19 protein-coding genes are annotated in these 20,722 nt (G+C 40.4%); 7 read left to right on the top strand and 12 right to left on the bottom strand.

Annotated features, from left to right (window positions below):
* Window positions 1-109 precede the first annotated feature (109 nt).
* Window positions 110-1,444 (top strand): exodeoxyribonuclease VII large subunit, encoded by a 1,335-nt coding sequence (gene xseA / locus DK924_RS01845; RefSeq protein ID WP_109874208.1) that lies wholly within the window; start codon window positions 110-112, stop codon window positions 1,442-1,444.
* Between the two features lie 15 nt (window positions 1,445-1,459).
* Here the strand turns inward: xseA and DK924_RS01840 are convergent, their stop codons facing one another.
* Window positions 1,460-2,104, bottom strand: coding sequence for a hypothetical protein (locus DK924_RS01840; protein WP_109874207.1), 645 nt, complete (start codon window positions 2,102-2,104; stop codon window positions 1,460-1,462).
* Between the two features lie 17 nt (window positions 2,105-2,121).
* Complete coding sequence (gene cysE, locus DK924_RS01835; RefSeq protein ID WP_010387694.1) at window positions 2,122-2,940, bottom strand: serine O-acetyltransferase; 819 nt, start codon at window positions 2,938-2,940, stop codon at window positions 2,122-2,124.
* A 326-nt stretch (window positions 2,941-3,266) separates the two neighbouring features.
* Here cysE and DK924_RS01830 point away from each other — a divergent pair, with 326 nt between their 5' ends.
* Both DK924_RS01830 and DK924_RS01825 read left to right on the top strand, forming a co-directional pair.
* The gene (locus DK924_RS01830; RefSeq protein WP_109874206.1) at window positions 3,267-3,674 is read left to right on the top strand and encodes a hypothetical protein; all 408 of its coding nucleotides are present in this window, start codon (window positions 3,267-3,269) and stop codon (window positions 3,672-3,674) included.
* A 1-nt stretch (window position 3,675) separates the two neighbouring features.
* On the top strand, window positions 3,676-3,990 hold the full coding sequence (locus DK924_RS01825) for a helix-turn-helix transcriptional regulator (protein ID WP_008110269.1): 315 nt from the start codon (window positions 3,676-3,678) through the stop codon (window positions 3,988-3,990).
* A 136-nt stretch (window positions 3,991-4,126) separates the two neighbouring features.
* Here DK924_RS01825 and DK924_RS01820 read toward each other — a convergent pair whose 3' ends face one another.
* A complete protein-coding gene (locus DK924_RS01820; protein ID WP_109874205.1) occupies window positions 4,127-7,009 on the bottom strand; it encodes a pitrilysin family protein in 2,883 nt (960 codons plus the stop codon).
* Window positions 7,010-7,258: 249 nt separating this feature from the next.
* Between DK924_RS01820 and DK924_RS01815 the strand changes: the two genes are divergently transcribed.
* Complete coding sequence (locus DK924_RS01815; protein ID WP_109874204.1) at window positions 7,259-8,215, top strand: methylenetetrahydrofolate reductase; 957 nt, start codon at window positions 7,259-7,261, stop codon at window positions 8,213-8,215.
* A gap of 261 nt (window positions 8,216-8,476) precedes the next feature.
* Here the strand turns inward: DK924_RS01815 and DK924_RS01810 are convergent, their stop codons facing one another.
* The 3 genes from DK924_RS01810 to DK924_RS01800 form a co-directional block, all read right to left on the bottom strand.
* Window positions 8,477-9,406, bottom strand: coding sequence for a hypothetical protein (locus DK924_RS01810; RefSeq protein WP_109874203.1), 930 nt, complete (start codon window positions 9,404-9,406; stop codon window positions 8,477-8,479).
* Between the two features lie 257 nt (window positions 9,407-9,663).
* Complete coding sequence (locus DK924_RS01805; protein WP_109874202.1) at window positions 9,664-10,911, bottom strand: DEAD/DEAH box helicase; 1,248 nt, start codon at window positions 10,909-10,911, stop codon at window positions 9,664-9,666.
* Between the two features lie 91 nt (window positions 10,912-11,002).
* Window positions 11,003-11,707, bottom strand: coding sequence for a DUF3581 domain-containing protein (locus DK924_RS01800; protein WP_016900441.1), 705 nt, complete (start codon window positions 11,705-11,707; stop codon window positions 11,003-11,005).
* 156 nt (window positions 11,708-11,863) lie between these two features.
* Between DK924_RS01800 and DK924_RS01795 the strand changes: the two genes are divergently transcribed.
* A complete protein-coding gene (locus tag DK924_RS01795; RefSeq protein ID WP_109874201.1) occupies window positions 11,864-12,259 on the top strand; it encodes a hypothetical protein in 396 nt (131 codons plus the stop codon).
* 87 nt (window positions 12,260-12,346) lie between these two features.
* Window positions 12,347-13,198, top strand: coding sequence for a CPBP family intramembrane glutamic endopeptidase (locus DK924_RS01790; protein ID WP_109874200.1), 852 nt, complete (start codon window positions 12,347-12,349; stop codon window positions 13,196-13,198).
* Window positions 13,199-13,255: 57 nt separating this feature from the next.
* Here the strand turns inward: DK924_RS01790 and gltX are convergent, their stop codons facing one another.
* From gltX to proB, 3 genes are all read right to left on the bottom strand, one after another.
* Window positions 13,256-14,740 (bottom strand): glutamate--tRNA ligase, encoded by a 1,485-nt coding sequence (gltX, locus tag DK924_RS01785; protein ID WP_008111109.1) that lies wholly within the window; start codon window positions 14,738-14,740, stop codon window positions 13,256-13,258.
* Between the two features lie 50 nt (window positions 14,741-14,790).
* Entirely contained in the window at window positions 14,791-15,150 is a 360-nt protein-coding gene (locus tag DK924_RS01780) for a glutathione S-transferase N-terminal domain-containing protein (protein ID WP_008111110.1), read from the bottom strand.
* A 106-nt stretch (window positions 15,151-15,256) separates the two neighbouring features.
* Complete coding sequence (gene proB, locus DK924_RS01775; protein ID WP_109874199.1) at window positions 15,257-16,360, bottom strand: glutamate 5-kinase; 1,104 nt, start codon at window positions 16,358-16,360, stop codon at window positions 15,257-15,259.
* 131 nt (window positions 16,361-16,491) lie between these two features.
* Between proB and DK924_RS01770 the strand changes: the two genes are divergently transcribed.
* Window positions 16,492-17,451: a DMT family transporter gene (locus DK924_RS01770; RefSeq protein WP_096038709.1), complete on the top strand. Its 960-nt coding sequence runs from the start codon at window positions 16,492-16,494 to the stop codon at window positions 17,449-17,451.
* Here DK924_RS01770 and DK924_RS01765 read toward each other — a convergent pair.
* From DK924_RS01765 to pdsO, 3 genes are read right to left on the bottom strand one after another with little or no spacing between them, the layout of a single operon-like run.
* On the bottom strand, window positions 17,346-17,951 hold the full coding sequence (locus DK924_RS01765; protein ID WP_109874198.1) for a class GN sortase: 606 nt from the start codon (window positions 17,949-17,951) through the stop codon (window positions 17,346-17,348). The two genes, DK924_RS01770 and DK924_RS01765, sit on opposite strands and share 106 nt — an antisense overlap.
* Complete coding sequence (locus DK924_RS01760) at window positions 17,948-19,948, bottom strand: marine proteobacterial sortase target protein (protein WP_109874197.1); 2,001 nt, start codon at window positions 19,946-19,948, stop codon at window positions 17,948-17,950. Before DK924_RS01760 ends, DK924_RS01765 begins: the two co-directional genes overlap by 4 nt.
* A 26-nt stretch (window positions 19,949-19,974) precedes the next feature.
* A complete protein-coding gene (pdsO, locus tag DK924_RS01755) occupies window positions 19,975-20,700 on the bottom strand; it encodes a sortase-associated OmpA-like protein PdsO (RefSeq protein ID WP_109874196.1) in 726 nt (241 codons plus the stop codon).
* Between the last annotated feature and the right edge of the window lie 22 nt (window positions 20,701-20,722).

Below are 20,722 nucleotides of genomic sequence, written 5' to 3'. Positions count from 1 at the left end.
TAAGATAAGGAATTGCGGCCAAATTTTAACAGCGTTGTAGGCACTAGTAAATAATATTTTGTATTTATTTATGATAAGCTAGATTTATAAATGTTTTTTGGTAGTTTTTATGTTTTCTAAGCCCTCGCAAACGGTTTATACCGTATCTCGCCTTAATCGTGAAATACGTGCCTTACTTGAACAAGGTTTTGCGTCTTTAATACTCACAGGTGAAATTTCTAACTTTATTGCGCCTGCTTCTGGGCATTGGTATTTTTCGTTAAAAGACGATAAAGCGCAAATTAAAGCCGCCATGTGGCGAGGCAATAATCGCAACCAAAGTTACCGACCAATTAACGGCGCACAAGTAACCGTTAAAGCACGTGTATCTTTGTACGAACCCCGTGGTGACTACCAGCTTATTGTTGAACATATGGAGCCTGCCGGCGAAGGGCAACTTAAGCAAGAGTTTGACGCGCTAAAAATGCGTTTGGCTGCAGAGGGCTTATTTAGCTCCGCTTATAAAAAACCCCTACCCCAAAACATAAATCGCATAGGGGTGATCACCTCACCTACAGGCGCCGCAATTAAAGATATTTTAACAGTACTAAAACGTCGTGCGCCGCAATTAGAAGTCGTTATTTATCCTGCGATGGTGCAAGGCAAAGAAGCGCATGGCCATTTAATAAAGCAAATAGAGCTGGCAAATTTACGTAATGAGGTCGACGTTATTATACTCGGGCGCGGCGGTGGTTCATTAGAGGATTTATGGTGCTTTAACCATGAGCACCTTGCTCGCGCTATTTATCAAAGCGCACTACCCATTGTGAGCGCTGTTGGCCATGAAATAGACACCACGATTAGCGATTACGTTGCTGATGTACGTGCAGCAACTCCTTCTGCAGCCGCAGAGCTCGTAAGCCCCAATACACAAGAGCTACATAATAGGGTTCATCAGTTAATTAGCCGTTTAGCGAATGCATTTAAACACGACATTGCCGATAAACGCGCACTAGCCATACAGTTGCAGCACCGCTTAAATTTATGCCACCCGCGCAATCAGCTAAACCAAAAATCACAACGCTTAGATGAGCTGAGTATTGCACTGCAACAGGCAATGCGTCAGCGTTTATACCAGCAAGAACGCGTGTTAGCTAATTTAACTCCACGCCTAATGCGCCAATCACCAGATAAAAAGCTCGCACAAGCAAGCCATCTGTTAGCCCAGCTACATGCAAGGTTACACCAAGCTATGCAGCAGCAACTACAACACGCAAATAATACGCTTGCCTTACAGGCGAGTCGGCTTGATTCGGTTAGCCCCCTTAATGTATTAGCGCGCGGTTACAGCATAACGAAAACGGCGCAAAATAAAGTGGTTAAATCAGTGGAAGATGTAAAAGTGGGTGATGTGTTGATCACTGAGTTAGTAGATGGCCAGGTTATTTCAAAGGTAGAAGCTTAGCCATATTGCTAAGCGCTAGCCTTGCGTACTAACAGTAAACTCAATACGGGCATCGTTAGATTGAGATGCACTGAGTTTAAATTGCTGCCACCAAGGTTCAAGATGAAGCTTATCGTTTAGCTCGCGCCATAATTTAGCTCCATAATTAACGGCATGTTGGTTAATGGTAAGCTCAAACTTACAAATTGTTTGCTTACACTTTAGCGCTGTAAGCTCAGCGCTATCTGCAAACTCATTAATAATTAAAAAGTCAGTTAACGCGACTTCAAGCTCGTAACTCCATTCGAGATTATCAGCCTCTTGTTCAAACTGTATTGCGAGCTCATCATCAAGCTCTACACTTTCTGATTGATTTAACTTTAACTGTTGTTGAGACTGCTTAAGCTGGATTGATTTTTTTTCAAGCCGCTGATTAAGCTCAACCACATGTTGTGCTAGCTGAGTTTGTTGATCAGCCTCTTGGGCTTTATTAACCTGCACTAGGCCTTGCAAAGTAGTTGGCTGATTATTGACTTGAGTGTTAGCCGAAGAGGTTACAGCTTGTTTGGGCGCTGAGGAAACACGAGTGGAATCTTTAAAAAACAAAAAGTAACCACTTGCTAACGCCACGCCTGAAGAAAAACAGAGCAGCATAGCCACAAGGTTACTTTTATATATCATTTCTAGGTACTCAAAAATTAAAGCATTGCACTGGTGTGCGATTCGTTTTCTGGCTCGGGGTACTCTAAAAAGTTTTGGTTCATACTTTCTGCCGGGCACTCACAATCAGGACGACCAATAATTTTTGCAGGTACGCCAACAGCAGTTGTGTGAGGTGGCACAGGGCTTAGTACCACAGAGCCTGCACCAATACGTGCGCCCTCGCCTACTTCAATATTACCCAACACTTTAGCACCCGCACCAATAAGTACGCCCGCTCTAATTTTAGGATGGCGATCGCCTTGCTCGTTACCCGTACCACCTAATGTAACCGATTGTAATATAGATACATTATCTTCAATTACTGCAGTTTCACCTATAACAATACCGGTGGCATGGTCAAACATGATGCCTTGGCCTACTTTACAGGCAGGGTGAATATCAACCCCAAACACCTCTGAGGTACGGCTTTGAATAAAGCGTGCAAGCTCTTTACGGTTTTGTTGCCATAAGCAGTTAGCTAAGCGGTGCGCTTGTATCGCATGAAACCCTTTTAAATTTAAAATCACAGTAAGGTAGGTTTCGGCTGCAGGGTCACGATCTTTTACTGCTTTAATATCATGAGCAACATGTGTCAGCATGCGGTCACACTTTACAAAAGCTTGGTCAAATAACTCACGGATTGTAAAAGCAGAAACCACAGCATCAGCTAGTTTATTAGCAACAATAAAACTCAATGCCGACCCTAAGCACTCATGATTTAAAATACACGAATACACATGGCTCGCTAAAAGGGGTTCACGAGTTACTACTTCATTTGCTTCGCTACGAAGCTGTTGCCAAATTTCATGACGCATAATAATGCCTTAAGTTAGTACAAAGAGCCTACCGCTAATTCTAACGGATTTAGCCGCCTAGGTGTTAATCCCTTCGTTATTTGTTCTAGTTATTAGATATAACTAGCTAAGTTTTATCTATGTAATACTTTTTTAAAGCTAGAGCATATGACAGCTAGGCTGATTTAGCTATTCATACAAAAATAAAATAAGTTAATAAAAATCAGTAAATAACAATATATGACAGCACGTGTGTCATGTGCCAAAATAGCCACTGGCGTACTGCTGACGGCGTAAAAAATAATAATAAACGCTAAATTAGCATCATCAACTCAACAAGGATAACGATGATGAAAAACGACATATTAAATACAAAAAAATTAGGCTATAAATTTTACTTTCAAGATGGCGATAACCAAATAGCCTGTTTTGGAAGCTACTTTACAGGTAAAGAAGAAGTCTATATTAACGATGACTTAGTTAGCAGCAGACGCAGTGTTAATATAAAAAGCTCACACAAATTTGAATTTGAAAATTCGCAGTACCAAGTGAAATTTGACATGCTCAACATACTGACAGGACGACTTGAATGCACTCTTTACAAAGATCAAGAAGTGCTTGCCAAGCAAGTTCAAAGTAGTCTTCCTAGCGATCCTAAAAAAGCGGCTTTTTTTATTCTAGGCTGCGCGTTAGGTGGTGCAGTATTTGGCTATACCACAGCAACAGTCGTAGAGCTAATTGTAGGGAAACTTTAACATGCAATTAAACCCTGCAACGGTAAAGTCGCTTAGGCACACATTCGATTGGACACAACAACAGCTTGCCGATGCCTGCGATGTAAGCTTACGAACTATTCAACGGGTAGAAAAAGAAGGTGCAGCCTCAAAAGAAACCACCATGGCCTTATGTGCGGTATTTGAAGTACGCCAAGGTGAGCTTATTAAGCTTGATGAAAACAACCAAAATGATGCCAATAACAGCCCATCTAAAAGTTTTATTGCTGGTTTAGTTATTAGCTCTGTTATTAGTTTTGCCCTTGGTGCAGCCTCAGTACTATTAGTTAGTAACTAATAAAATATAAAAATGCCCCAATGCTTACGGCACAGGGGCATTTTTTAGTACTTAAAAACTTAAGAACTTAAGAACTTAAGAACTTAAGAACTTAAGAACTTAAGAACTTAAGAACTTAAGAACTTAAGAACTTAAATTATTGAAATACTTTATCCACCTTCACTACTTCAATATTTTTCGCTGGTATTGCCAGTTTGTAATCAGCAATTACCTTATCTTCAGCCACTAATTCGGCAGGCTTATCGGTGTTATACACCATAGGCGAGGTTTGCATAGTTGCTAAACGTTTTTGCATATCTTCACCATCACCGGTAACAAACACATAGTGAATATTCTCAGTTTGTAGGTTGTCTTTAATCACTCGATTTACATCGCCAACAGTCAATGTTTTAAGCTTGTTTGTTACATAGTTTACAAAACTATCGGTGTTATAAAACTCGCTATCTAGCGCATAACCTAACTGACGATTTTGACTAGCAACCATTTGTGGCACAAAGTTAATTAAAAAGTTACGCGTGGCTTCAAAATCAGCCTCAGTCATGCCATTTTTAATTAGCTTATCTAGCTCAAATAATGCGGTACGGGTAGCAAAATGCGCATCGTTGTTTGAGCGCAGTGGACGCAGCCACACCTGGAATATTTGCTCAGAGCGCCCTAAGTTTGCATCCGGTTTAGTTTGAAACATACCTCTAGGGAAGTATTCAATGTAGGCGTAATCACCGTAATTCATACCACGCGTTTGACGAATACGTTCGTACAAGTAACTGTTAGAACTGCGATGCTCACCAAAGTACGAACGCACTAGCCACAATGCGGTCCAGTCTTCGCTGCTACGAATGGTATCAATAGGAAAGCCAAACGATACAGCTGTTGATTGCGCTGACTTTTCAACAATTGTTGCATGATGACCTTTAAGCACTGGCGCATCAGGGATTGTTAAGCGGCTTTGTTCGCCTTTTGGAAGTGTCGCTAAGTCAGATAACATTTGTGTTTTGAGTTTTTCAGGCACGGCACCAATTAAACCCACAGTAAGTTTAGCTTGTGTAAGTTCAGTATTATAAAACGCTTTAACATCATCAAGAGTAAGCGCTTCTAAATCAGATAAATCACCGTAGTTATAGCTTTCATAAGGGTGGCCTTTATAAAGCACACTGTAGAGCACTTCTTTACCCAACTCTTCGTCGTTAGAGGCTTTTAAACCTGATTTAATGCCATCGATCATTTCTTTTTTCAGACGCTTAAAGTCATCTTCTCTAAAGCCTGGGCTTAATAGCTGCTCACTCACTAAGGCATACCACTGAGCAGCATTATCTTTATGAATACGCCCTTGGAACGACAGCATTTCTTTATCTATTTGATAACCAAAACTACCTGCCAGCGGGTACATTGCCTTTTTAATATCTTTGTAACTCATTGAGGTTGAGCCACCTTGCGCCAGCATTGCGGCAGTTAAAGCCGCTACGCCTTTTTTACCCTGCGGATCGGCAGCGGCACCGGTATTAAATAATAAGTTAATATCGATTAACGGCGAGCTATTAGTTTTATCAAGCACTTTAAAGATTGGCTTACTCGGTACTTGCTGATATTTTGCTACCAAGGCATCTAAATCGCTTTCTTGTTCAAAACCAGGGGCTTTATCAAGTGCTGACATAGTAATTGTGGTGCGCGCATTATCAACAAAATACTTATTGGCAACGGCTCTAATATCTTCGCTAGTGATATTGTCTGCCGATTTATACAGCTGATTAATTACCTCAGGATCGCGCTCAAAATGCATATAGCTGGCAAGTGTAGAGGCAATTGCTTGCGACGAATCTAAACCATTTATAAAGCTGTATTTAAGATTAGACTTTAAATCGCTGAGTTTTTGGCTATCAACCAACTCGGTACGCGCTTTGGCATACGTACGGTTTATAGCATCACGCACTGTGGCTAAATCATCGGCATTTTCAACTTTTACAAATACATGCAGTAACCCTGGATCTTTAGTTTCAGGGTTATAGGTAAACATTTGACTCGCGATTTGTTTTTCTACTACCAGCTCTTGGTAAATATCTGAATTGCTCGAAAAATAAAGCTGCGAGAGTAAATCTAATGCGGCTCTGTCTTTTTTCTGTGGCTCCCATGCGGCCCCTTTATACGACACAAGTAACCAATGGCCAGGTAATCCTTCGTTTTGCTCATGCACATATTTTGGCGCTTGTTGAGTTGGCTCTTTTGGAATATCAGCAACATAGTCGCCTTTTTGCCAGTTACCCCAGTGTTTTTTAACCATCGCCATGGTCTCTTTTGGATCAACATCACCAACAATCACAAGCGATACATATTCAGGCTTATAAAACTTATCAAAAAACTCTTTACCGTAGGCCATTTGATCTGGCATAGCTTCAATGTCTTCAAAAAAGCCCATTGTAGTGTGTTTATAGGTATGTTTTTCGAACGCTTCTTGGCGTACCGCACTTAATAATTTACGAATTGGACTGGCGTTATTTTTTAAGTACTCGCCTTTAACCGTTAGCGCTTCGGTTCTAAATTGCTCTTCGGTGTAGCTTAAATTTTGAAAAATATCAGCTTCAATCTCAAGTACTTTATCAAGATGTTGTTTTGAAAAATTTAAGTGGTAGTTAGTGTAATCGTTAGTTGTGTAGGCGCGGTTATCAACCCCTGAATTTTTTAAAATATCTGAATACACATCTTGCGGAAACTTTTCAGAGCCTTTAAACATCATGTGTTCAAAAAAGTGAGCAAAACCAGTTTTACCTGCTTCCACTTCATTACGCGAGCCAACAGATACAGGTATTTGTAGCGATACTACATCTGGGTAATCGGTTTTAACTACCATCACACGTAGGCCGTTATCTAGCTCTTCTATTAGATAATCTTGTGAAAAAACACGCTCATCTGCTTTATTAACTTGTTCTTGTTGAGCTGCTGTTTGCGTGTTTTGACTTTGCTGCATAGCACAACCGGTTAAGGCCAGCGATACCGCTAGGCTAGTTGCCAATAATTTAAATTTCATTGTTATCCCTTTTTAAATTGAGCAATTTTTAAAACATTTACCAAACTAAGTATGCCGTAAAGTAATTAAATATAAGAGCCCTAAGCCTATTAATTATGTAAACAACTGTGTCAGTTATTGCTGGTAACTTGGTTTAATCATGAAAATAATTCACGTTAGTTGAGAAACATTCAATAAATAAATCTATCTAGACGTCTAAATGGCTGCTATATTAAATCCATCATCACAAATTAAGCTGGAATGGGGATTATGGCTTTATCACTTCAAGAAAAAATACAGGACACCAACCAAGGTGTTTACCTAATTGGCACAACACCGCCAAAAATTGGGACTGATAAAGCGCAATTAAAAATCATTGCCGAAAAGTTATTAGGCCGTTTACACGAAATTGAATATGACGGTGTGATTATTTATGACATTCAAGATGAAAGCAGCCGTACAGAGCAAGCGCGTCCATTTGCATTTAAGCAAACAGTTGATCCGCGCGAGTACAGTCAACTCTTACGAGGCTTATCTGATCTTGATGTAATTACTTATAAAAGTGTAGCTCAGCGCGGTGTGAGTGAGTTTAAAGCGTGGTTAGATGAAACTAAAAATGACTACGATTTAAAAAACGTGGTGTTAGTGGGCAGCCCATCATCAGCGGGTGATATAAAGCTAAGCTTACCGAATGCCTACAAAACTCTGGCAGAGCAGTCTGAAGACTTCTTTTTAGGTGGCGTAACCATTGCTGAACGCCATGCCAATAAGCGCAACGAGCACCAACGCTTAATAGAAAAAACAGCACAAGGGTGCCAGTTTTTTATCTCTCAAGCCGTTTACAACGCACAAGCAACCATAGATTTAATAACCAGTTATGCGCGCACATGCAAAGCACAAGGCCTGACACCTAATCGGATTATATTAACCTTTACGCCTTGTGGTGGTGAAAAAACCTTAGAGTTTATGCAGTGGCTAGGCATCTCAGTGCCAGAGGCAACTAAATGGCGCATGCTTGATTCGGAAAATACATTAAGCGAATCGGTGCGTATTTGTCGCGAAAACCTCGACTCGATTTTAAAAAGCTGTGCCCACTTAGGTGTACCGCTGGGCTTAAATATTGAAAGCTTAACCAACCGTAAAGAAGAAATTGACGCGTCAATTAACTTATACCGTTTATTAAAAGCGATTATGGAACTCAACCTTGCGGAGAAACTGATAGCTTAATTGCGGGGTTCGGGGTTCGGGCAGAATGATAAGCTACATAAAATAAGCCGGTTCAAGTAGTTAGCTTCGTTTATTTTAATAAGTACTAACTTGATCTGTCAGGTTTAAACTGTAGGACTTTATCAAAGCTTCATTTTGGCAAAGTGCCATGAGCGGACGTTAACGCCGCGTTAAGCGGACTAAAATTGTGGGTTGTAATGTGTAGCGAAGCGAAACATAACCCACTGTTTCTTTTCAGTTTAAGCGCCTTGTTATAAGTAATCAGCTCGAAACAAAGTGGTCCGTATTACTTATATACATTTTAATGTTTTGATACACTAGCGTGTTGTTTCTGGGGCCTATTTTATTCTTAGATTCTTTTACATTTACAGACCATTGCCCAAAGAAAACATACTCATCTCCAATTACTAGCGATTTGATAACCTCTGGGTTTTTCACGACTATTTGTACCACAGTTTTTTTGACGACTCCTTTGCTGTCAGGCTCAACAAACGGAGAATGTAATTCAACAACATGATAAGGAAACGTTGCCATTGGTTCTGATATTTTATAAATGAGCCCCGAAATGGAAAGAGGAAGAGTGTATTTTTTTCCTCCATAGTACTTAATAAAGTCAGTTAAGTTTTCATTATCGAAGAAAAATCTAGACCATGGAATTTTCTTACCTTTAAACTTTAAAACAATGAGAGACTTGAGTTCGTTATTATTTTCACAAAGAACTCTCAATTCAATTATCTGCTTTAAGGTACGTAAATAGTTACTTAGATTACCTTTATTGGAATATGATTTGTCACTTTCATTACCAGATCCCCAACCCTCAGACTTTTTACCCACTTCAATACTTGATAGTTCACGAAGTGCTTTGATTAGCACATGTAACCTAAACTCATATTTTTTATCCGATATCGCTTGAAATACTTCTGATTGAGAGCTTTTAGCAATAATATTCAATGCCCCTGAAATGTTGTACTTACATCCACTCGCATGAATCTCACTAGGCTTTAAACGAAAACAAGGTGGGATCTCTATTGTTTTTGATGCACACTTTCTTGGATGTCTACTAACAAAAGAAAGTTCTGCATTACATCCAACAGTTGCACAACTAATTTTTCCTTGTGGGTTTTTCTCATAACATACAACATTTACTATTTTATTATTAGTTAATCTAGCACTTGGTATTTTGCTTCCCACGGAACCTCCGTTTTACTTATAACAACTTTATCAGAGGACACTTTCCCTATTTTAGCGCGAAAACGTCTTTGTTTTGTGAACTTACATTAATAGAAAATAGTATAAGTGATTGCCAGCTATAAATATTATGCTTTCTGTAACTCATATAAACATGTAAAAAAGAGGAAAGCTTCCTCTTATTCTTATTAAGTTAATCACAACTCACCTGAATGACTATATCTCGCTCTTAGCTGCCTGTTAGGTGAAGTCCTAAGCTTTTATTTACGTCTTCTATTTGGCGCTCTTTGCCCTGTGATACGTTTTTTATCGCGATCTTTACGCGCTTTGTTGGTGTTTTTACGGTTATCTTTAGGGGGCTTGTTTAAATCAGGCTCGTAACCTTCTAGCCATTGTGGTGTTAAGCGGGTATCAAGCAATACTTCAATTTCTTCAAGCAGCCATTGCTCATCTAAGCTCACTAATGACATCGCTAAACCTTGCTCGCCAGCACGCCCTGTACGGCCAATACGATGCACATAATCTTCAGCTATGTATGGCAATTCAAAGTTAATTACGTATTTAAGTGCCGGTATGTCTAAACCGCGCGCCGCTACATCGGTGGCCACTAAAACACGCGTACTGCCTTCTTTGAAGTTTTGTAATGCGCGGTCGCGAGCACCTTGTGATTTATCACCATGAATAGATTCGGTTTTTAAACCATCTTTACACATTTCTTTGGCAAGCTTATCGGCCATTTGTTTTGTGCGGGTGAATATAAGTACTTGGCGCCAGTTTTTCATGCCAATCATGTGCGATACCAGTTCGCGCTTTCTGTCTTCATCTACTGCGTAAATAACTTGTTCAACCTCTACAGCAGCAGAGTTGCGCTTATCGACTTCAATAAGCTCAGGGTCTTTGAGCAATTTTTTACTCAGCTCAAATACACTGTCATCAAAGGTGGCGGAAAACAGTAAGGTTTGACGATCGCCTGGGATGTGACGCAGTATTCGTTTAATTTCGTCAATAAAACCCATATCAAGCATACGGTCGGCTTCATCAAATACTAACGAATCAACACTTGAAAGCACCACACTGCCCTTCACTATATGATCAAGTAAGCGCCCTGGCGTTGCCACTATTACTTGCGCTGTTTTAAGTGCTTTGATTTGTGGGCCAATGCTTGCGCCACCATAGGCAAGTGCACCTTTTATATCTGTACCTTGTGCGTATTTTTCAAAGCTTGCAAATACTTGCTGAGCAAGCTCCCTAGTGGGCGTTAAAATAACCACACGGGCAATGCCTGGTTCGTCTTTTTTAGCGGAATTTAAAAGCTTATGTAATAGCGGCAAAACAAAAGCGGCTGTTTTACCAGTACCAGTTTGAGCGCTGCCCATAACGTCTTTGCCCGCTAAAATTGGCGGTATCGTTTTGTGCTGAATGGCGGTAGGCGTAGTGTAATTATTTTGCTCTATTGCAGTTAATAGTAACGGGTCTAGGGCTAGTGATGAGAACGATGTGGCAGACATAAGCTTGGCTTTAAAATAACAAAGAACGCTATTATACCTGAGCTTAAGTAATAAAAAAGGCGCTAAATAGCGCCTAAGTAAAATGAAGTATTTAAGCCGGTTTTAATGTGGCTTTACGCTCATTATAAAATGCAATTAAATCATCTACGGTACTTTGACAGTATTCACGAATACCCGATACCACCATGTGTTTTTCACCAAAACCCACCTTTTCGCCGTTTTCTAATAAATTAAAGCGCAAGGTTATTTTGCCGCGTTTACCAGCGTATTCAAAGCTTGGCTCTGCAAACTCTAGGGTCGGTGATTTAATATCAATGTTATTAAGATTAATTATCATTGATTCATAAATAATCATAGGGCGCGCAGGGTTTATCATTACCTCTTGCTTGCCCATTAAAGGAATAATTACATGCGGGAACGCAGCACCTGAGAACTCAACATAATTTTTTATTAGACTGTTTGTAAGTGTTGGGCATTTACTGGTTTTACCGTCGCGTTTAACCTTTAAAATTACTTTTTCGCCATGGTTTACATCAAACTCTTCTCCTGGTTGTTCTGGAAAATTTAGCTTGGTATTTTCATCAACCATACCGGCAAAGGTAAACTCCATTCGCTCACTAATGCCATAGCGGTCTAACACTAGAGAAAAAAGTAAGTCTCCTGGTGCGCAAAACTTTTTAGCGTCTTTATCATGAAGCGGGTTGTAGTCGTCGGCTACACATTTAGCAAAGCGACAACCTTGCTCACGAGAAATTGAAACATAATCAGCATGCTGCTGATAGTAAGGACTTAACATAGTGTGTTCACTGCTTAAACTGCTTATAACCTAGCTATACTACCAGAAAAAAAATCTTGAGAGGTCGAATCTGTTTAATAAAGGCGAAAAATGATAATTTGCAACTCGCTAATTTACTAAGTAAATTAGGCAAATACGAGTTTAAGGGATTAACTAATGAAGTATTTTTCTTTATTAATATGCGCGATTTCATTTTTAACTGGCTGTAATAACGTTACTTACACAACCAATATCGACGACGACGTTTTATCAGAACACGTTTCAAGCCACATTAAAAAACGTGGCCTAGAGCAGTTTTACAGTGTACAAGACGCTCTCGATAAAGGTGCAAGCCCCCTTGGTGGAATAAAAGGCGAAAGCTGCGATGTATCAGATGATACGCGAACATCCTCAATTAGCTATAACCGTTTGAAATCACAAGCTATAGAATCCCTTAAAAACGATGTGCTTTATTTAGGTGGCAATGCATTTACACTAGAGCAGTGCCAATCAGTATCCCCCTACAATTGTGATTTAGCCGTTATTTGTAGCGGACAAGCCTATAATTATTAATAGCTCAAAATTATCTAATTGAGACTATAACGCTATGTAATTCGTTTTCTCTCATTCCCTCTATCAAACAACAAGCTGTATTTGCCAATGACTTTTTACTTTTTAGCTGCCGCTATTTTATGTGTTTTCCCACAGTGTAAACTCACTGTATTTCGCCAACCATTATGGCAATACTTATTGCTGCTAAGTGTTATTACTGCCTATTATCAACAACATATAAATTTAAACGCGGTTGCTGTTATAGCTGTTTATGTGGGATTGTTTCACTTTACGCTATTGGCAACCTCAGCGTTAAAACGTAATGTTCTAACGTCTTTATTTATAACAGCCTCACTCGGGTTAGCCTTACATTGGTTTGCGGGTTTTAATAACCTGCCTATTGTTGTTAATGAACAAGTCACCAGTAACGCAATTGCATTTACCCTATATGCTAATTTCGATAAAGCATTAGCGGGTTTAATGCTGAGCGCTTATTTTTTTGCAAAAAACAAAACGATAAAGCCAGTAACTATCGGCTACCCTGCTTTAATCATAATTATCACTATTTTAGCGGCGCTTATAACTGCTTTAACGTTGAACCTTGTTGAATTTGCACCAAAAGTACCTGAATTTTGGTTGCTATTTATAGCCATCAACCTACTTTTTACCTGCGTTGCAGAAGAGGCATTATTTAGAGGAATAATACAAACTAAGCTTTCAAAACTAATAACCCCGGGCAGGTTTGCATTACTGGCACCGGTGATCAGTACTTGTGTATTTTCGCTAGCACACTTTTCAGCGGGTACTCATTATATGCTTGTGGCGGCCGTTGCAGGTTTTGGTTATGGCTATATTTACTATAAAACTAGCCGATTAGAATGGGCCATTTTATGTCATTGGCTCGTTAATGTGTTTCACTTTTTCTTATTTACTTACCCTATGCTGGCAACTCCATCTTAGAATTACAGGCACAAAAAAGCCGCTTAAATTAAGCGGCTTTTGAATCTGTATACGCGATTACGCACTTGGGTAATCGCGGTATGCGCGTTCTATCTTTTTAGCCTGCTTTTTAGAAATACCTAAATGGGCAAGCGCGACACGTAAACGTGCACGCGATAGATCTGATCCTAAAATTTCCATTGCATCTAATACCGAGGTAGATGATGTTTTGCCGGTAATAGCCACAAATATAGGCTCTAAGAAGTCTTTAATTTTAAGCTCATGGAAGGTAGCGACTTCTTTTGCAATTGCAAAAATAGCTGGTTTTTCAAAGCTACGTAAGCCTTCTAGCTGCCATACAAAAAACTGCAGCGCTTGGCGAATAACATCTTCGTCAGCTTTACCGGCTGTTAATAGCGCTGGATCGTAAGTCGGGATACCGCCTACAAAGTGCCCTGCTAAATCAACCATGTCAGAGAGCGTATTTATACGCGTTTTAGCTTCCGGTAATACTTTAGCAAGCATGTCGCCATTAAATTTCCAGTCAACAAAACGCTGCATTAGCTCTGCATCAGTTAAGTTTTCGCGGATCCACATACCGTTTAACCAGCTTAACTTGTCTACGTCGAATACTGGGCCACCAAGCGATACACGCTTCATGTCAAAATGCTCTATCATTTCATTAAGAGTGAACTTTTCACGCTCATCAGGCATTGACCAACCCATACGGCCTAAGTAGTTTAGTACCGCTTCTGGTAAGTAACCCATTTCTTTGTAGTAATTAATAGACGTTGGGTTTTTACGCTTAGACAGTTTTGATTTATCTGGATTACGCAATAATGGTAAGTGACCTAGTACCGGTGCTTCCCAACCAAAATCTTCATACAGTTTTAATAGCTTAGGTGCTGAGTTTATCCACTCTTCACCACGGAAAATGTGGCTAATTTGCATATGGTGATCATCCACCACGTTAGCTAAAAAGTACGTTGGAAAACCATCCGCTTTTAATAGCACTTGCATGTCTACGTTTTCCCACGGGATCTCAATTTCGTCGCGTAGGTAATCGTTAAACTTAAAGGTACCTTCGCTTGGGATTTTCATACGTATAACGTACGGTTTACCAGCAGCTAGGTTTGCTTTAATTTCGTCTTCTGTATGGTTTAAGCCACGACCATCGTATTTAGGACGCAGACCTTCGGCCATTTGCTCTTCACGCATTTGGTCCAGTTCTTCGCTGGTTGCGAAACAGTAGAATGCTTTGCCGTCTTCAACTAACTGATGAGCGTATTTTTTATATAAATCACTGCGCTCAGATTGACGGTATGGACCAAATTCACCACCTACATCAGGACCATGATCCCACTCAAGGCCTAACCAGCGTAAGCTATCCATGATGGCTTGTTCAGATTCTGGTGTGCTGCGAACTTGGTCAGTATCTTCAATACGAAGTACAAATTCACCGCCTTGCTGTTTAGCAAAACAGTAGTTAAATAAGGCAATGTAAGCGGTGCCAAGATGCGGGTCACCTGTTGGTGACGGAGCAACACGGGTACGAATTGTCATGGTAATGTCTCTTTTAATAAGTGAGATGGTATGAAATACCAATAAATATTTTAAGCGGCTACTTTGTTTAAGTAAGCAATAATATCGTTTGATTCATAAAGCCATTTTACTTGGCCATCTTGCTCAATACGTAAACAAGGTACTTTAACTTTTCCGCCTTGCTCTAATAGCTCTTGGCGGTATTGCTCATCATTTTTTGCATCGCGTGTTTCAATTTTTAAGCCTTCACGCTTAATTGAACGGCGCACTTTTACACAAAAAGGGCATGCTTTGAATTGATAGAGCTTAAATTGTGCGGTTTGCTGATCAAGCTTAGTTTGCTCTTGCGGATCACGTTTTTTGCTACGCGGCGTAAAAACAAAATTAAAAAATAAGATGATACAACCTAAAACCCAGCGAACTAATTTCATCTTCAATACTCTTTACAACAAATTTAAGGTGCAAGATTTTAACACAAAAAAGCGCAACACTATAAGCGGATTATACGTTGCGCTATATCGTTAAAAAAGTGCTTAATTACAACACCACCATATCATCTCTGTGTAGCACTTCCACGCCGCTATCGTAATCAAGTAACTGGCTGATTTGATTAGAATGTGCGCCTTTTATTTTATCGATTTCAAGATGGCTAAAGCGCGTTAACCCCCGTGCAATAATTTGCTGGTTTACATCAATTAAGTTAATTAAATCTCCACGTTCAAATTCACCTATTGCACGCGTAATACCTTTAGCAAGTAAACTAGCCCCCTTAGATTGCAATGCATGCACCGCACCGGCATCAATTAAAATTTGGCCACTACTTTTAGGCCCTGCCAATAACCATTTTTTTCGACCATCTTTAGGCGCGGTAAGTTTTAAAAAACGGGTGCCTGGTAATTGCTCGCTCATGCATTTTAAAATCACATTTTCATCAGCGCCTTTGGCAATAATCACCTCAACCCCAGCTCTTCTGGCAATATCTGCGGCCTGTAATTTGGTTGCCATACCCCCTGTGCCTAGGTTCGTACCGCTGCCACCCGCAAGTTGGCGTAACTCATCATTAATATGAGTAACTTCGTCAATCAAGGTGGCGTTAATGTCGGTGCGCGGATCGCTGGTGAATAACCCTTGTTGGTCGGTCAGTAGCAGCAATTTATCGGCATTGGCTAAAATAGCCACCAATGCCGACAAGTTATCGTTGTCACCTACTTTTATTTCGCTAGTAGCAACTGCGTCATTTTCATTAATGATCGGCACTACATCGTAATTTAATAGGGCATTGAGGGTATCGCGTGCATTTAAATAGCGCTCTCTGTCGTCAACATCCGCGCGCGTTAGTAGCATTTGCCCGACGTTAATACCATACAACGCAAATAAGCTTTGCCAAATATGAATGAGCTGCCCCTGTCCAATGGCGGCCAACATTTGTTTGTCTATTAATGTGCGCCCACAGGGTTTTAATAGCTGTTCGCGACCTGCGGCAACCGCACCGCTTGATACTAAAATAACGTGATGACCTTGCTTTTTTAGCTCACTGCATTGGCGAACAAGTTCCACCATATGTGCTTTGTCTAACTTATCGGTACCGCCAGTGAGTACGCTTGTACCTAGCTTTACAACTACGACCTGATCCCTTTGCATGTTTTTTACTTAGCGCAATAAATGATGAATTTATTTATACCAGTTCGGTATTTTTGAACAAGTAAAAAATATTCAATCACCCCCTCTGCATGCTAGGATCGCACTATATTCAACCGATTAAATTACACCTTATGCCTGCCAGTTTATGTTTAATTATTGCCACCTTTTTGTGGGGTAGCTCCTTTATTGCACTTAAATACGCGATTGCGATTTATGACCCTGCCTTGGTGATATTTTTACGTATGCTCACCACTTTACTGATTTCGTTATGTTTATGGCGTTACGTAATTCGCTTTGAATATTTAAAAGGCGATTGGAAGTACTTATTAGGCATGTCGCTGGCAGAGCCTTGCTTGTACTTTTTATTTGAAGGCCACGCAATGGAATATACCTCAGCGTCTCAGGCGGGGGTGATTGTTTCTTGTTTACCCATTATTGTGGCATTTTTAGCGTTTTTCATGCTCAAAGAGCATATTAGTAGAGCTATTGTAGTGGGTTTTACGCTGTGTATTGGCGGCAGTATTTTACTTACCTTGCTCTCACCGAGTTCAAGCCAAGCCCCAAACCCATTACTGGGAAATTTTTTAGAATTAATGGCCATGGTGTGCGCGGCATTTTATACCGTGTGTATAAAACATTTAGCTAACCGTTATTCCCCACTCACATTGATTGCTCTGCAAGGCGTGAGTGGTAGTTTGTTTTTTGCTCCGTTTTTACTGTTTATTGACCTACCCAGTGAAAACCAACACGATTTAACCGCACTAATGAGCATATTGTACTTAGGCTCTTGTGTTACTTTGGGTGGGTACGGCATGTACAACTATGCGATTAGTAAAGTGTCGGTATTAACCGCCGCGGCTTACTCTAATTTAATCCCTATTTTCACTTTAATTTTGTCAGCCATTATCCTCAACGAAGTACTAACTCTTGGCCAGTGGATCAGCATATTTGTGGTGTTTATAGGCGTAATGATTAGCCAACGCCATCAAGAACTAGTGGTCGATATTCCTAACTCAACTTCTGGTGAGGATATTTCTGCCGACACTAACCACCTTAAATCGGTACCCGAGGCCAGTGAATCAAAAGGGTAACAGGTTAATAAATACAACCCTGATTGCTGCAAAAAATCGGTGTTGTACTGATTAATTACCTCAACATGTGTTACTGAATAATGCTGCACTTGGCCATTTTTAAGTTGTAGAGAAAATTGTTCCCCCACTTTAGCGTTTTTTAAAAACGCAAAGTGGGTATCGTTGTGGCCAGCAATAAGTGCTCCTTGCGAATTACCAAAATCAGCCCCACCTAAATCCCCTGCTGGTAAAAAGTGGCTCGGCGCAAACGCTAAATTTCTACCACTTGCACCATCAAGCACGGTTAGTCGTTTATTATGCTTTGGCCATATTATTTTTGCCACTGGGTAACTATCAGCATAAAACCACGGCTTAATTTTTTTATTAGGCGATTTAAGGGTCGTTTGCCAAGCTTGCTCTATTAACACTTGTGCAAGCCATGCCTTTGCCTGCATGTATACACCATGGCCAAACAAGCTCAAACCTAAGGCAAGTAAACCTATGCTTAGCCATTTTTTCATTTACAGCGCCTTACTAACAAAAGACCACCTAGAAGTAGTAATGCTCCAAACACAATATGTATTTTGCTTTGCCCATCAGTTTGCGGCAAGCGCATACTCATTCCTTGTGGCATAGTATTAGCCACTTGTGTGCTTTGTTTAGCAACTTCTTTTATGGTCGTCTCTTCTATGGCAATAAACGCAGTAAATGGGCTAAGTAATTGATGCTCAAGCGCGAGCTGCTGCACTTGCTGTTTTACAACACTTTGTTGGTTGTATAACAATAACGACTTTATTTTTTGACGTGCCCAGAGCTTATCAATTCCTGTGGCTTTTGAACTTGCTTGCGGATTAAGCTTAACCTTAAACTCCCCATGCGCAGTTTGCCCCGTAAAAGTAATTGCATCGGTAGTGTCTAATTTAATAGCCACCATAATAGGCTCAGCAAAATATAGGTCAGGCAAAGGTGAGGGCCAAAAATCTAAGCTGTCTCCATTTGTATTTGTTAACGCTAAATTAGTCATCGCCGGGTGAGCAAGTTTATCAAACAACTGCTGCATTTTCGGCTGCACATCATGAGCACTGCTTATAAAGGTGTAAGTTCCCTTGCCTATATCAGCGGCACGACGCATAAAATAACGGTTAGGCGCACTACCAATGCCCACAGTAAATAAACGGCTATCACCTAAAGTATGCGCAATATGTTTAAATAACTGATCTTCGTTACTTACGCTACCATCGGTTAAAAATACAACTTGGCGTACAAACCCTTCAAACTGCGTACCATCAAGTACCGCATCAAGTGCGCCTTTTATTTCAGTTCCGCCATCGGCTTGTAAGTTATAAATAAAACGCTCTGCGCGACGTAAATTGAAGTCACTGGCAATTAATGGGGTCTCACTCATGGCTGCAACCTCATTATTAAAACTGACAATATTGAAGCTATCATCACTATCTAATAATGATAATGCGTAAAACAGCGCTTTTTTAGCTTGTTCAATAGACTGCCCATGCATAGATCCCGAGGTATCAACTACAAACACCATTTCACGCGGTAAACGCTGAGATTGAGTAAAACTATCGCTTGGCGGCATTAGCATTGCTAACGCATACTGCTCACCATTTTGTGCTTGCTGAGTAAAAAGTGCAGCTTGCGCTTGCGCTATTTGTAGTGGCTTAAACTCAAGTACAAAGTCTTTATTTATGGCTTGCTGTGGTTTTAGCACAATGCTGTATTGCCCAAATGCAGGGTTTTCAATATTAACTTGATGGTACTTAGCGTTTATATCAACCAATTCTAAGCCTATATCCATGTTAATTGTTAAGCTTAAATCGCTGGCATTTGCCGCCTCATTGGTTTGTTTTGTGTAAACAGGGCTTAACCACCCCTGTGGAGTGAACGAAGGTGTATTAGTGCTTTTTACCGCATCCTTACCTTGCTCATCGTTAACTTCTCCTGTTATTGCATGATAGCGTGGCGTAATTGTGGTTGGAAAATGAATCGCAAAGGTTCCGTGTTGGTAATCAATAATCTCTTGATACTCAAGCGTAATAACTATTTCTTCTCCTGGCCCTACATTTGCCACATTTGTAATAAACATATTTGCACGCTGCTGTCGCAGCAATGAAGCTTGTTTGCCTGCTTTTTTGGCAGCTTGGTACTGTTTTTCAGCTTGGTGTTTTTTTGCTATTTTACCTTTGATAACTCGCTCACCAATACGCATGGTCATTGCTTGCACGGCGCTTTCATCGGGTAGAGGAAAAACATAACGTGCATTCACGGCAAAAGGGTTTTCATTTATGTAGTGCTGCGTTACTACAACATGATTAATTAGCCCTGTTAGGGTCATTTTTGCATCGCTTTTTAAAATAACCCCAGGATTTACTGCCACTCCTTGGCTATCAAACAAGGATAGTTTTGGCGACTGTGCATGGCTTTTAAAGCTGACCAAAAGCACGATGATAATAAAAATAAAAAGGCTTACCTTGGTAAGCACTTTGGTGGGTTTACTCAACATAAATCACTCCATCGAACGCCTTGCGATTAATTGCTTGCTGTTTGATCAGTCGTTTGATTAAGCGCACGGGTAGTCAGGGTAACGCGTCTGTCAAAAAAGTTATCTTCAAGGGTGTTACTGTTTGCTATGCTTTGTTGCTCGCCAAATGCTTGTGTGCTTAAACGTGTATGGCTAACTCCCTGTTTAATTAAGTAACTTTGTACGGCGTTTACTCTGGCTTTTGAAAGTAATAAGTTCGCTTGCTCTGCACCGCGCTGATCGGCAAAGCCACTTAAATCGAGCGCGAGTTGCGGTTGGCTTTTTAATAACGCAACTAATTGATCAAGCTGCTTGGCAAAATGTGGAGCAATAGCGCTAGAGCCTGTTTTAAATTGCACTGTCATCGCCAATAAATTATTAAGCTGCGATTGCGTTAATTGCTCATTTTGTTGCGCCAGTAGTTCAAGTTGCGCCTCTAGGTGACTGTTATGATTAAGTACGTGCTGGTAGTCGTTGGTTTTCTCTGTCATTACAGTTAAAGCTTGCTGCTGCTCAACAATGGTTTGCTCAGCTACCTTGGCATCGCCAATCAAACCACCAGCAAATGCGCCTACAAACGCGCCGATTGGCCCACCAACAACACCACCAATAATTGCACCGGTGCTCAGGCCAACAATTGTTTCTTTTTTTGCTTCTTTTGATGGGGTATCCGCAGCAAATACTGGCGTACAAAAAGTGCTAACAAGTGTAAGTGCGATTAATGTTTTCTTCATGGTCTATTCCTTACTATTAATA

This window comes from Pseudoalteromonas sp. meg-B1 (assembly GCF_003173795.1).
Taxonomy (GTDB): Bacteria; Pseudomonadota; Gammaproteobacteria; order Enterobacterales; family Alteromonadaceae; genus Pseudoalteromonas; species Pseudoalteromonas undina.
Note: the sequence above shows the minus strand (reverse complement) of the source record. Positions and strands in the feature narration are given on the sequence as shown.

What these genes read in the sequence shown, in the direction of transcription:
- DK924_RS01830 (WP_109874206.1), top strand. Translation starts at nt 3,267, where the DNA reads ATGATGAAAAACGACATATTAAATACAAAAAAATTAGGCTATAAATTT.
- DK924_RS01760 (WP_109874197.1), bottom strand. Translation starts at nt 19,948, where the DNA reads ATGTTGAGTAAACCCACCAAAGTGCTTACCAAGGTAAGCCTTTTTATT.
- DK924_RS01795 (WP_109874201.1), top strand. Translation starts at nt 11,864, where the DNA reads ATGAAGTATTTTTCTTTATTAATATGCGCGATTTCATTTTTAACTGGC.
- xseA (WP_109874208.1), top strand. Translation starts at nt 110, where the DNA reads ATGTTTTCTAAGCCCTCGCAAACGGTTTATACCGTATCTCGCCTTAAT.
- DK924_RS01770 (WP_096038709.1), top strand. Translation starts at nt 16,492, where the DNA reads ATGCCTGCCAGTTTATGTTTAATTATTGCCACCTTTTTGTGGGGTAGC.
- DK924_RS01805 (WP_109874202.1), bottom strand. Translation starts at nt 10,911, where the DNA reads ATGTCTGCCACATCGTTCTCATCACTAGCCCTAGACCCGTTACTATTA.
- DK924_RS01780 (WP_008111110.1), bottom strand. Translation starts at nt 15,150, where the DNA reads ATGAAATTAGTTCGCTGGGTTTTAGGTTGTATCATCTTATTTTTTAAT.
- pdsO (WP_109874196.1), bottom strand. Translation starts at nt 20,700, where the DNA reads ATGAAGAAAACATTAATCGCACTTACACTTGTTAGCACTTTTTGTACG.
- DK924_RS01820 (WP_109874205.1), bottom strand. Translation starts at nt 7,009, where the DNA reads ATGAAATTTAAATTATTGGCAACTAGCCTAGCGGTATCGCTGGCCTTA.
- DK924_RS01790 (WP_109874200.1), top strand. Translation starts at nt 12,347, where the DNA reads ATGACTTTTTACTTTTTAGCTGCCGCTATTTTATGTGTTTTCCCACAG.
- cysE (WP_010387694.1), bottom strand. Translation starts at nt 2,940, where the DNA reads ATGCGTCATGAAATTTGGCAACAGCTTCGTAGCGAAGCAAATGAAGTA.
- DK924_RS01825 (WP_008110269.1), top strand. Translation starts at nt 3,676, where the DNA reads ATGCAATTAAACCCTGCAACGGTAAAGTCGCTTAGGCACACATTCGAT.
- DK924_RS01765 (WP_109874198.1), bottom strand. Translation starts at nt 17,951, where the DNA reads ATGAAAAAATGGCTAAGCATAGGTTTACTTGCCTTAGGTTTGAGCTTG.
- DK924_RS01815 (WP_109874204.1), top strand. Translation starts at nt 7,259, where the DNA reads ATGGCTTTATCACTTCAAGAAAAAATACAGGACACCAACCAAGGTGTT.
- proB (WP_109874199.1), bottom strand. Translation starts at nt 16,360, where the DNA reads ATGCAAAGGGATCAGGTCGTAGTTGTAAAGCTAGGTACAAGCGTACTC.
- DK924_RS01800 (WP_016900441.1), bottom strand. Translation starts at nt 11,707, where the DNA reads ATGTTAAGTCCTTACTATCAGCAGCATGCTGATTATGTTTCAATTTCT.
- gltX (WP_008111109.1), bottom strand. Translation starts at nt 14,740, where the DNA reads ATGACAATTCGTACCCGTGTTGCTCCGTCACCAACAGGTGACCCGCAT.
- DK924_RS01840 (WP_109874207.1), bottom strand. Translation starts at nt 2,104, where the DNA reads ATGATATATAAAAGTAACCTTGTGGCTATGCTGCTCTGTTTTTCTTCA.